Raw genomic sequence first — 12,433 nt, 5'->3', positions numbered from 1 at the left:
GAAATAAAGAGCTGACAGAACTATGTTCGAACAACGCGTAAATTCTGACGTACTGACCGTTTCTACCGTTAACTCTCAGGATCAGGTAACCCAAAAACCCCTGCGTGACTCGGTTAAACAGGCACTGAAGAACTATTTTGCTCAACTGAATGGTCAGGATGTGAATGACCTCTATGAGCTGGTACTGGCTGAAGTAGAACAGCCCCTGTTGGACATGGTGATGCAATACACCCGTGGTAACCAGACCCGCGCTGCCCTGATGATGGGCATCAACCGTGGTACGCTGCGTAAAAAATTGAAAAAGTACGGCATGAACTAATTTCGATTAGCTAATTGCTTGTTTAAAAAGGCGCTACTCGGCATGGGGAAGCGCCTTTTTTATTCGCATCACACAGGAGTTTAACCATGAATGCTGGATTTGCCCCCAACTACTATGGCGATGAATCTAAAAAAATAATCCATGGTGATGCGCTGACTGAACTGAAAAAACTGCCCTCCGGCAGCGTCGACCTGATCTTTGCCGATCCCCCTTACAACATCGGAAAAGACTTTGATGGCATGGTCGAATCATGGAACGAAGAGGTTTTTCTTACCTGGCTGTTCGAATGTATCGATGAGTGCCACCGGGTACTGAAGAAACAGGGCACAATGTATATCATGAACAGCACCGAAAACATGCCGCATATCGATCTTAAATGCAGAAAGCTGTTTGATATTAAAAGCCGTATCGTATGGTCATACGACAGCTCAGGTGTGCAAGCTAAAAATTTCTTTGGTTCGATGTATGAACCGATCCTGATGATGGTTAAAGACCCCAAAAGTTATACCTTCAATCGGGAAGACATTTTGGTTGAAGCCAAAACCGGCGCCAAAAGAGCGCTGATCGATTACAGGAAAAACCCGCCGCAACCCTACAATCAGCAAAAGGTGCCCGGAAATGTCTGGGACTTCCCACGGGTGCGTTTCTTGATGGATGAATACGAAAACCATCCAACGCAAAAACCCACGGCACTGTTAAAGCGGATCGTGCTGGCCTCCTCAAATCCGGGTGATACCGTATTGGATCCATTTGCAGGGAGTTTCACCACCGGAGCCGTCGCGGTAGACGCGGGGCGAAAATTTATCGGTATCGAAGTCAATAATGAATACGTCAAAATGGGTCTGCGAAGACTGAGTATCAGTTCGCATTATTCGGAAAAAGACCTTGAAAAAGTGAAAAAGCGGAAGACGAAAAACCTGTCAAAAAAGAGCCGTAATACAGAAACGACGGGTGTGGATTCAACGAATTAAAAGCATTGTAAGTCTGCTTTTCCACTATCAAAATTCCTGTATATTCCCTGCACGTTTGGGCATGAATACACGGAGTTTGGCAATGATTCGCAAATATTGGTGGCTGGTTGTTTTTGCTGTTTCTGTTTTCCTGTTTGATGCACTACTCATGCAATGGATCGAACTGATGACCACAGAATATGACAAGTGCCGTAATATGAACTCCGTCAATCCTCTCAAACTGGTCAATTGTACCGACCTCCAGTAAGGCCAGGGCATCCGACTCACTCATGTTCAATGAAGAGCATCATCAAAAGGCGATTATGCCTCCTCAACGCGGTTGTCGCTCTGCATCAATTGCATCACGCAACCCTCCGGGCTTAGCATTCTCAGAACATTATCGACTAACACAGGAGCCTGGTTGTAGAGATCATAACTTGCCGGACTCATTAACCAGTTTTTTACTATTCCGCTAAAACTGCCGTGTAGAATAATTAATATGACGTCTAAATCGAGGCTGATTGAAATCAAACTTTTCGCCATGCATTGTTGAAGTAGCTCACGCATTGTCTGATGGCTGAAGCCAATTTTATCTCGAATTTCCTGTTCTGATGTCATGCCGTTAAGGAATTCACATTTATGATATAAAATTTGCAATAACGCCTGCTGCCTTGGGTTTTCTGCAATATATTGTAAACCAGCAACTAATTTCTCACGCAGGTTCTTTAAAGGATTATCCCTTGGGTAAGATGTCAATCTGTCCTGAATAAGATCACGCAGTGCGGGTTGTTGCAACCACAACTCATTAAAAAGCTGATTTTTATTTTCAAAATGCCAATAGATAGCCCCACGGGTGACGTTCGCCGCATCCGCGATATCGTTTAAGGTGGTATTGCCTACACCGCGCAAGGCAAACTGCGTTATTGCCGTTTCAATCAAGTGTTGCCGGGTCTTGAGGGCATCAGCTTTCGTTTTTTTAACCATGATTCAGCGTGTCTGGGACAGAGTAAGTGGCGATAAAGAGATGACTAAGACAATCTCATATTATCTTTAATAGTGAAGGAATGTATCACTTACTTTTAATTAAGCACTAAATATTCAAAAAAAACAATAAATGAGGCACATGTAAAAACGTTAAATATTCATAACATAAATATAAATTTCAAGATGTGTTAATAAACATCAAAGCTTTACCTCCACAACCCTTTAGAGAATACGAAATATTAATCTTTTTTGTGTTTCTGTGCCGTTGGTCGCGCAACGAAATAAGTATTGCTTACATCGCAAGCTAATAATTTGTAGGATAGCCAACTGCTATTTTATTTGCACACGTTAACGCCTTACCGTTACCCGGTAAATAACGAGCTTTTGTTTTTTTTAAGGAACAGTAATGACGAAATATGCCAGGTTTTCACTCCTGCCCTCATTCATCATAATCTCTGCTGCGTTACTTGCCGGTTGTAACGACCAAGGGGAGATACAGGTGAATCCCGCAGAACCACAAGTCTCCGTTCATGTGGTCGAATCCGCACCTCTCGCTGTTACTACTGAGCTGCCTGGACGCACGGCCTCATTTCGAATTGCAGAGGTACGCCCTCAGGTGAGCGGCATTGTACTTAAAAGGAATTTTACTGAAGGCAGCAATGTTGAAGCTGGCCAGTCGCTTTACCAGATCGATCCCGCGACGTATCAGGCCGATTACAACAGCGCCCAAGGTGAACTGGCAAAAAGTGAAGCTGCGGCCACTATCGCGCATTTAACCGTGAAACGTTATGTTCCGTTAGTAGGAACAAAATACATCAGCCAGCAAGAGTACGATCAGGCCGTTGCTGATGCTCGTCAGGCCGATGCAGCGGTGGTTGCTGCAAAAGCAGCGGTTGAGAGTGCGCACATCAACCTTGCTTACACCAAAGTGACATCGCCAATTAGCGGACGTATTGGTAAATCCAGCGTAACCGAAGGCGCTCTGGTGACCAATGGTCAGTCCACCGCGCTGGCGACCGTACAGCAGCTTGATCCTATTTATGTGGATGTGACGCAATCCAGCAACGACTTTATGCGCCTCAGACAGTCGGTTGAACAAGGAAGCCTGCATAAAGACAATACCCGCAGCGATGTTGAGCTTGTCATGGAGAATGGCCAGGCATATCCGCTGAAAGGCACCCTGCAATTCTCTGATGTGACGGTTGACGAAAGCACCGGTTCAATAACGCTCAGGGCCGTTTTTCCTAACCCTCAGCACACCCTGCTTCCCGGCATGTTTGTTCGCGCGCGTATTGATGAAGGGATCCAGCCCAATGCCATCCTCGTTCCGCAGCAAGGCGTCACTCGCACGCCTCGCGGCGATGCCACAGTGATGATAGTCAACAAACAAAACCAGGCAGAAATCCGCACGGTTATCGCCACGCAGGCGATTGGCGATAAATGGCTCGTCAGTGAAGGCTTGCAACCCGGTGACAAGGTTATTGTTAGCGGATTGCAGAAAGTTCGTCAGGGTATCCATGTCAAGGCAACCACCGACGCCCCGACAGCCGATTCGGCGCAATAAGGTAACAGGACATGGCTAATTTTTTTATTAATCGCCCTATCTTTGCCTGGGTACTGGCCATCATTCTGATGATGGCTGGTGCTCTGGCGATAATACAGCTACCCGTTGCGCAGTACCCCACTATTGCCCCTCCTGCGGTTGCTGTTTCCGCGACTTACCCAGGCGCGGATGCGCAAACCGTGCAGGACACGGTGACTCAGGTTATCGAACAAAATATGAATGGCATCGATAACCTGATGTATATGTCTTCCACCAGCGACTCTGCCGGAAGCGTGACGATCACGCTGACATTCCAGTCCGGCACCGACCCTGATATTGCGCAAGTTCAGGTGCAGAATAAACTGCAATTGGCGATGCCTCTCCTGCCTCAGGAAGTACAACAGCAGGGCATCAGCGTCGAAAAATCCAGCAGCAGCTTTCTTCTTGTGGCGGGATTCGTTTCCGACAACAAGAGTCTGACGCAGGATGACATTTCCGACTATGTCGCGTCTAACGTCAAGGATGCCATCAGCCGTACATCAGGCGTGGGCGACGTGCAACTGTTTGGCGCGCAGTATGCCATGCGTATTTGGCTCGACAGCAACGCGCTGAATAAGTATCAACTCACGCCGCTGGACGTCATCAATCAGCTAAAAACACAGAATAACCAGATTGCTGCTGGCCAGTTAGGAGGAACCCCCTCCATTGCGGATCAACAGTTGAACGCCTCGATCATTGCTCAGACGCGGCTGAAAACACCGGAGGAGTTTGGTCACATCACGCTGAAAGTGAACCAGGATGGTTCGATGGTCCACCTCAAAGATGTGGCCCGTATTGAACTCGGCGGCGAAAACTACAATATGGTGACCAAAATTAATGGCCAGGCGGCGACAGGCCTGGGTATTAAGCTGGCAACCGGCGCCAATGCGCTGAATACGGCTGCGGCGATCAAATCAAAACTCGCCGAATTACAGCCTTTTTTCCCGCAAGGTTTAAAGGTCGTTTACCCATATGACACCACCCCCTTTGTAAAAATCTCGATTCACGAAGTGGTGAAGACACTGTTTGAAGCCATTATCCTTGTCTTCCTGGTCATGTATCTGTTTTTACAAAACCTGCGCGCCACGTTAATTCCAACCATCGCTGTGCCGGTCGTTCTGTTGGGTACATTCGCCGTGCTGGCAGCCTTCGGATTTTCGATCAATACCCTGACGATGTTCGGGATGGTTCTCGCCATCGGCTTGCTGGTTGATGACGCCATCGTGGTGGTAGAAAACGTCGAACGCGTGATGGTGGAAGATAAACTACCGCCGAAAGAGGCAACGCAGAAATCCATGGAACAGATACAGGGGGCGCTGGTCGGCATTGCGATGGTGCTCTCTGCGGTGTTTGTCCCGATGGCTTTCTTCGGTGGATCGACCGGCGCAATTTATCGCCAGTTCTCGTTGACCATCGTGTCAGCGATGGCGCTTTCCGTGCTTGTTGCGCTCATTCTGACCCCAGCTCTTTGCGCCACGCTGCTGAAACCGGCATCTGGCGAACATCATGAAAAGAAAGGCGGCGTCTTCGGCTGGTTTAACGCGCTATTTGATAAGAGCGTTGATCACTACAGCGGCAGCGTGAGCGGTATTCTACGCAAGACCGGACGTTATCTGTTGGTGTATGTCCTTATTGTCGGTGGGATGGCCATCCTGTTCCTGCGACTGCCAACCTCCTTCCTCCCGGAGGAAGATCAGGGCGTTTTCATGACGATGGTGCAGCTTCCGGCAGGCGCGACGCAGGATCGAACACAAAAAGTTCTCGATCAAATTCAGAATTATTATCTGAATGAGGAAAAAGCCAACGTTGAGTCCGTCTTCACCGTCAATGGGTTCAGTTTCAGCGGCCAGGGGCAAAACTCCGGTATCGTCTTTATTAGTCTTAAACCATGGGAAGAGCGCTCTGGAGAAGAAAATGGCGTAGGTGCGATCGTGGCGCGTGCGACTAAAGCCTTCAGCCAGATCAAAGACGGGCTTGTATTTCCGTTTAACCTCCCGGCCATTCTCGAATTAGGTACAGCAACGGGTTTTGACTTTGAGTTGATCGACCAGGCTAACCTCGGCCATACGGAACTCACCAATGCGCGAAATCAGCTGTTGGGCATGGTGAAAGAACATCCGGATTTACTGGTACGTGTGCGCCCTAACGGCCTGGAGGATACCCCACAATTTAAGCTGGAAATCGATCAGGAAAAAGCGCAAGCGCTGGGTGTGAGTCTGTCCGATATCAACCAGATGATCTCTACCGCTCTCGGTGGCACCTACGTGAATGACTTTATCGATCATGGCCGGGTGAAAAAAGTCTATGTACAGGCGGATGCGCCATTCCGCATGCTACCCAGCGACATTAACAATTTCTATGTGCGCAGCGCAAATGGCGAAATGGTGCCGTTCTCAACTTTCAGCTCAGCGCACTGGGTATATGGTTCGCCGCGACTGGAACGCTATAATGGTATGCCGTCAATGGAACTGCTGGGTGAAGCAGCGCCTGGCAGAAGTACGGGCGAGGCTATGGTGCTGATGGAAAGTCTGGCAGCCAAACTCCCTGGCGGGATTGGCCACGACTGGACGGGCATGTCATTCCAGGAACGTCTCTCTGGCAACCAGGCACCCGCACTGTATGCGATCTCGTTAATCGTGGTCTTCCTCTGTCTTGCCGCACTGTATGAAAGCTGGTCCATTCCATTCTCGGTCATGTTGGTGGTCCCACTCGGTGTGGTCGGCGCGCTTCTGGCGGCATCGCTTCGCGGAATGAACAATGATGTGTACTTCCAGGTTGGTCTGCTAACGACGATCGGGCTTTCAGCCAAAAACGCCATTTTGATTGTCGAGTTTGCCAAGGATCTGATGGAAAAAGAGGGACGCGGATTGATTGAAGCAACGCTCGAAGCATCGCGTATGCGCCTGCGTCCTATCCTGATGACATCCCTCGCCTTTATTCTGGGGGTTATGCCACTGGTTATCAGCCATGGTGCAGGCAGCGGTGCACAAAATGCGGTAGGCACAGGCGTGATGGGGGGGATGCTTACGGCGACATTGCTGGCTATCTTCTTCGTGCCCGTGTTCTTTGTCGTGGTTAAACGCCGCTTCAATCGACATCCCGATTAATTTGTAAAATAAAGACGCCTCCGGGCGTCTTTCTACAAAATAACCACCTCCTTATTTATTAAATAGATAGTCATTTATTTTTCTCTATTTCATCCCGATAACGCTCTCCCAACCAGTTTGTTTCTCCATTATTTTTACAATTCACACGAATTGAGATTATTCCCCATGCCAGCCGCTTTTTAAGTGGTGGTAAAATAACCACGAGTTCGCAGATGGCCTGGCATTTGTCTTTGCTGTATTTCGCGAAACGTTTATTTTTGAGGTAACACCATGAAAAGATTAATTTCAGTTGCATTGCTCACCGCATTGCTGGCGGGCTGTGCACATGATTCCCCTTGCGTACCCGTGTATGATGATCAGGGCCGTCTGGTACATACCAATACCTGTATGAAGGGGACCACTCAGGATAACTGGGAAACTGCAGGGGCTATCGCCGTCGGGACTGCTGCCGTAGCCGGCATGACGATGGGGATCATCGCCCTGTCCAAATAAATGTTAAAAGCGCGGCATTGCCGCGCTTTTAACGTCAAAGAAAGAATCTTCATATAAGACAAAATGTTGGCCTCGTTTTTAATCCCTGATTTTTAATTATTCGTTTTACTTACAGAGTGCGGCGATAAATTTAACAACCAAACTTTTCGCAACTATCCTCATTTTATCTACATCCTTACCCTGTCAATTTTCACCCCCGAAATTATTATTCAACACATCACCTGAAATTTAAATATTTTGCTCCAAAATGTGGCTTACGTTTCAATTTCGCACCATTTCAGGGCGCTGCATTTATTTTTTCCTGTCTACACTCAGACATATTGCGTTAGAGATTCAAACGCAAAACCTGGCACCACCTTTGCTTAAAAGAGTATGGCCAGAGCCACAGACAGGTAAAAGGCGTTTCCAGAACGTCTCTCTATAACGATAATTTCGCCACACAGGATGCATTATGAAAAAGATGATGATAGCCAGCTTTGCTGCAGCCGGCGTGCTGCTTGCGGTTGCAAATCAGGCACATGCCGGAGCCACTCTGGATGCAGTGAAGAAAAAAGGTTTCGTACAATGTGGTATCAGTGACGGCCTGCCTGGTTTTTCTTACGCTGACGCGAGCGGTAAATTTTCGGGCATTGATGTTGATGTTTGCCGTGGTGTCGCCGCTGCAGTATTTGGCGATGATACAAAAGTAAAATACACCCCGCTCACGGCAAAAGAACGTTTTACTGCATTGCAGTCTGGCGAAGTTGATATGTTATCCCGCAATACCACCTGGACCTCCTCCCGCGATACCGGCATGGGCATGTCTTTCACCGGCGTGACTTACTACGATGGCATCGGTTTTCTTACGCATAATAAAGCTGGCCTGAAGAGCGCCAAAGAGCTGGACGGTGCGACCGTTTGTATCCAGGCGGGAACCGATACCGAACTTAACGTGGCCGATTACTTCAAGGCCAATAACATGAAATACACACCGGTGACTTTCGACCGTTCTGACGAGTCAGCCAAAGCGCTGGAATCAGGCCGTTGCGATACATTAGCTTCCGATCAGTCTCAACTGTATGCCCTGCGGATCAAACTCAGCAATCCGGCTGAATGGGTAGTGTTGCCGGAAGTCATTTCAAAAGAACCGCTGGGGCCTGTCGTGCGCCGTGGCGACGATGAGTGGTTCTCTGTCGTCCGCTGGACGCTCTTTGCCATGCTGAACGCTGAGGAAATGGGCGTGAACTCGAAGAACGTCGATGAAAAAGCCGCTAACCCGGCAACACCTGATATGGCGCACCTGCTGGGTAAAGAAGGGGATTACGGCAAGGATCTTAAGCTCGATAACAAGTGGGCTTATAACGTTATTAAGCAAGTGGGGAACTACGCGGAGATCTTTGAACGTAACGTGGGATCGGAAAGCCCCCTGAAGATCAAACGCGGTCAGAATAATCTCTGGAACAACGGCGGTATTCAGTATGCCCCTCCCGTGCGCTAATCCGATGTGATGTAACGGGCGCCGCGACCAGGCGGCGCTCAGCCAAGAGTCATGGTTTCCGAGGTTTTCTTATGTTCCATCGCCGCTCCCCCGTAAAAGGAACGTTATCCTTTTCTAACCCTGCGGTACGCGCCTGGTTATTTCAAATACTCGCCGTCATCGTGGTTGTCAGCGTTGCTATCTATTTAATACATAACACCATTAATAATTTGAGCAACCGGAGCATTACCTCAGGGTTTGCCTTTCTCGATCGCAGTGCCGGATTCGGTATCGTCCAGCATCTGATCGATTACGAACAGGGTGATACCTATGGCCGCGTTTTTATTGTCGGATTGCTCAATACGCTCTTAGTTTCTGCATTATGCATTGTATTCGCGTCATTTCTCGGTTTCTTTCTGGGGCTTGCTCGCCTGTCGGATAACTGGCTATTACGCAAACTCTCCACCTTCTACGTCGAAACCTTCCGCAATATCCCGCCCCTGTTGCAGATCTTCTTTTGGTATTTTGCCGTACTGCGCAATCTTCCGGGACCGCGTCAGGCCGTCAGCGCACTGGATCTGGTCTTTCTGAGCAACCGGGGGCTCTATATCCCAGCCCCATTGATTGGAGAAGGGCTGTTCGCGTTTTGCCTTGCGCTCCTGTTTGCCGCAGCATTGTCCGTTGGGCTATTTCGCTTCAACAAAATGCACCAGATAAAAACAGGTCGGCTACGCAGAACCTGGCCGACGGCAATGGCATTGTTAGTCCTGTTCCCCATGATGGCACACTGGATTTTTGGCGCTGCGCTGCACTGGAACGTACCGGAATTGCGCGGGTTTAACTTCCGGGGGGGGATGGCTCTCATTCCCGAGTTGGCGGCACTGACTCTGGCGTTATCTGTGTATACCTCCGCATTTATTGCAGAAATCATTCGGGCCGGTATTCAGGCGGTTCCTTATGGTCAACATGAGGCTGCACGTTCACTGGGTCTGCCAAATACGGTGACGCTACGCCAGGTCATTATTCCTCAGGCGCTGCGCGTAATCATTCCACCACTCACCAGCCAGTATCTGAACATTGTCAAAAACTCTTCGCTTGCCGCCGCCATTGGCTACCCGGATATGGTGTCGCTGTTTGCCGGGACGGTGCTCAACCAGACGGGGCAAGCCATTGAGACTATCGCCATTACCATGTCTGTGTACCTCATTATCAGTCTGTCTATTTCACTGCTGATGAACATTTATAACCGCCGCATCGCACTGATAGAGCGCTAAGGAATCATGATGACAAAAGCTCTGCTGTCTCATCCCCCGCGCCCAGCCAGTAACGGCGCAGACCGCGCAGTGTTGTGGGCCCGTAAGAATTTATTTTCCAGTTGGTCCAATAGTCTGCTGACGATTTTCTGCCTATGGCTCATGTGGGAGCTCATTCCCCCTCTACTGAATTGGGCATTCTTGCAGGCTAACTGGGTAGGTTCCACCCGGAGTGATTGCACAAAAGCAGGCGCCTGTTGGGTGTTTATCCATGAGCGCTTCGGCCAGTTTATGTATGGGCTCTATCCACATGAGCAGCGTTGGCGTATCAATATTGCATTACTCACAGGCCTGCTCTCCATTGCTCCCATGTTCTGGAGGTCGATACCGCATCGCGGGCGCTATATTGCGGTTTGGGCAGTTATCTACCCTATCGTTGTTTGGTGGCTCATGTATGGCGGTGTTTTGGGGCTTGATCGGGTAGAAACGCGGCAGTGGGGTGGGTTAACCCTGACCCTGATTATTGCCTCGGTGGGTATCGCGGGGGCGCTGCCATTAGGGATTTTGCTGGCGCTAAGCCGCCGTTCTCATATGCCAGTCGTTCGCGTACTGTCCGTCATTTTTATTGAATTCTGGCGCGGCGTACCTTTGATTACCGTACTGTTTATGTCCTCAGTCATGCTACCGCTCTTCATGGCGGAAGGTACCAGCATCGACAAACTTATCCGGGCACTGGTAGGCGTAATTCTGTTCCAGTCCGCCTATGTCGCAGAAGTGGTGCGCGGTGGACTACAGGCGTTACCAAAAGGCCAGTATGAAGCCGCAGAGTCTCTGGCATTGGGTTACTGGAAAACCCAGGGGCTCGTCATTCTTCCGCAAGCGTTGAAGATGGTGATCCCAGGTCTTGTAAACACCATCATTGCCCTGTTTAAAGATACCAGTCTGGTGATCATCATCGGCCTGTTTGATCTGTTTAGCAGCGTGCAGCAGGCCACCGTCGATCCCACCTGGCTGGGCATGTCGACCGAAGGATATGTTTTTGCTGCCCTCATTTACTGGGTTTTCTGTTTCAGCATGTCTCGCTATAGCCAGCATCTGGAGAAACGTTTTAACACCGGGCGTACGCCGCACTGAGGAATCTATGAGCCAATTACTAATCCAACCTGCCGACGCGATGATTACGCTGGAAAACGTCAACAAATGGTTCGGGCAATTTCATGTCCTGAAAAATATCAATTTGAACGTGAGACAAGGCGAGCGAATTGTACTTTGCGGGCCATCCGGCTCTGGTAAGTCAACCACTATCCGCTGTATTAACCATCTGGAGGAGCATCAGCAAGGACGTATCATCGTCGATGGAATTGAACTCAATGAAGACATCCGCAATATCGAGCGTGTCAGGCAGGAAGTTGGGATGGTGTTCCAGCACTTCAATCTGTTTCCTCACCTTACGGTTTTGCAAAATTGCACACTTGCGCCGATTTGGGTTCATAAAATGCCAAAGAAAGAGGCTGAAGCACTGGCGATGCTTTATCTGGAGCGAGTACGGATCGCTGAACATGCGCAGAAATTCCCGGGACAAATATCGGGTGGCCAACAACAACGCGTGGCGATTGCGCGCTCACTGTGCATGAAACCGAAAATTATGCTTTTTGACGAACCCACCTCGGCTCTGGACCCTGAAATGGTAAAAGAGGTGCTGGATACCATGATTGGCCTGGCGCAGTCCGGAATGACGATGTTGTGTGTGACGCATGAAATGGGGTTTGCCAGAACGGTAGCTGACCGGGTGATCTTTATGGATCGTGGTGAAATTGTTGAACAGGCGCCTCCGGATGAGTTTTTCTCTCAACCAAAATCAGAGCGCACCCGCGCGTTTCTATCGCAGGTACTGCATTAATTTTGCATGATTTATTGTCGCCCTCCTCAGACCGGATAAGGCGTTTACGCCACCATCCGGCCAAATTCGTGAACCTGTTCCGCCTTATGCCACTGTGCTTATCAGGCTAATAAACGCAAAAAACCCCGGACCTTGCGGACCGGGGTTCTTCTTATTTGATGTCTGGCAGTTCCCTACTCTCGCATGGGGAGACCCCACACTACCATCGGCGCTACGGCGTTTCACTTCTGAGTTCGGCATGGGGTCAGGTGGGACCACCGCGCTACAGCCGCCAGGCAAATTCTTTTCTACTGCACCGAACTTTAACCGAATTAAGTGGTGCTGATACCCAGAGTCGAACTGGGGACCTCACCCTTACCAAGGGTGCGCTCTACCAACTGAGCCATATCA

Annotated in this window: 11 protein-coding genes and 1 rRNA gene; 10 read left to right on the top strand and 2 right to left on the bottom strand. The window is 49.4% G+C overall.

The features are described 5' to 3' along the window. Positions 1–22: 22 nt before the first annotated feature. From fis to AC07UY_RS00050, 3 genes are all read left to right on the top strand, one after another. Positions 23–319, top strand: a complete 297-nt coding sequence (gene fis / locus AC07UY_RS00060; protein WP_000462905.1) for a DNA-binding transcriptional regulator Fis — start codon at positions 23–25, stop codon at positions 317–319. Positions 320–405: 86 nt separating this feature from the next. Beyond that, positions 406–1,290 carry an adenine-specific DNA-methyltransferase gene (gene yhdJ / locus AC07UY_RS00055; RefSeq protein WP_203359793.1) on the top strand — a complete coding sequence of 295 codons (885 nt, stop codon included), beginning with the start codon at positions 406–408 and terminating at the stop codon, positions 1,288–1,290. An 82-nt stretch (positions 1,291–1,372) separates the two neighbouring features. Continuing rightward, complete coding sequence (locus AC07UY_RS00050; RefSeq protein WP_203359792.1) at positions 1,373–1,537, top strand: DUF2556 family protein; 165 nt, start codon at positions 1,373–1,375, stop codon at positions 1,535–1,537. Between the two features lie 53 nt (positions 1,538–1,590). On the opposite strand, the gene envR is transcribed toward AC07UY_RS00050, so the two are convergent. Continuing rightward, positions 1,591–2,253 (bottom strand): acrEF/envCD operon transcriptional regulator, encoded by a 663-nt coding sequence (envR, locus tag AC07UY_RS00045; RefSeq protein WP_494661520.1) that lies wholly within the window; start codon positions 2,251–2,253, stop codon positions 1,591–1,593. A 406-nt stretch (positions 2,254–2,659) separates the two neighbouring features. Here envR and AC07UY_RS00040 point away from each other — a divergent pair, with 406 nt between their 5' ends. The 7 genes from AC07UY_RS00040 to AC07UY_RS00010 all read left to right on the top strand — a co-directional run bounded on the left by AC07UY_RS00040 (position 2,660) and on the right by AC07UY_RS00010 (position 12,043). Continuing rightward, a complete protein-coding gene (locus AC07UY_RS00040; protein ID WP_494661521.1) occupies positions 2,660–3,817 on the top strand; it encodes an efflux RND transporter periplasmic adaptor subunit in 1,158 nt (385 codons plus the stop codon). Between the two features lie 11 nt (positions 3,818–3,828). After that, positions 3,829–6,942, top strand: coding sequence for an efflux RND transporter permease subunit (locus tag AC07UY_RS00035; protein ID WP_494700550.1), 3,114 nt, complete (start codon positions 3,829–3,831; stop codon positions 6,940–6,942). Positions 6,943–7,212: 270 nt separating this feature from the next. After that, positions 7,213–7,434 (top strand): lipoprotein, encoded by a 222-nt coding sequence (locus tag AC07UY_RS00030; RefSeq protein ID WP_203359788.1) that lies wholly within the window; start codon positions 7,213–7,215, stop codon positions 7,432–7,434. A 451-nt stretch (positions 7,435–7,885) separates the two neighbouring features. Continuing rightward, positions 7,886–8,911, top strand: coding sequence for an amino acid ABC transporter substrate-binding protein (locus tag AC07UY_RS00025; RefSeq protein WP_494661523.1), 1,026 nt, complete (start codon positions 7,886–7,888; stop codon positions 8,909–8,911). A 71-nt stretch (positions 8,912–8,982) separates the two neighbouring features. Continuing rightward, positions 8,983–10,164 (top strand): amino acid ABC transporter permease, encoded by a 1,182-nt coding sequence (locus tag AC07UY_RS00020; RefSeq protein WP_494700549.1) that lies wholly within the window; start codon positions 8,983–8,985, stop codon positions 10,162–10,164. A 9-nt stretch (positions 10,165–10,173) separates the two neighbouring features. Beyond that, complete coding sequence (locus AC07UY_RS00015) at positions 10,174–11,277, top strand: amino acid ABC transporter permease (protein WP_494700682.1); 1,104 nt, start codon at positions 10,174–10,176, stop codon at positions 11,275–11,277. A gap of 7 nt (positions 11,278–11,284) precedes the next feature. After that, entirely contained in the window at positions 11,285–12,043 is a 759-nt protein-coding gene (locus tag AC07UY_RS00010) for an amino acid ABC transporter ATP-binding protein (RefSeq protein ID WP_494700548.1), read from the top strand. 160 nt (positions 12,044–12,203) lie between these two features. Here AC07UY_RS00010 and rrf read toward each other — a convergent pair. Further along, positions 12,204–12,319 (bottom strand): 5S ribosomal RNA (gene rrf, locus AC07UY_RS00005). Between the last annotated feature and the right edge of the window lie 114 nt (positions 12,320–12,433).

It is taken from the genome of Citrobacter sp. GW821-FHT02E08 (assembly GCF_059421685.1).
This window is presented reverse-complemented; position numbering and strand designations above follow the sequence as displayed.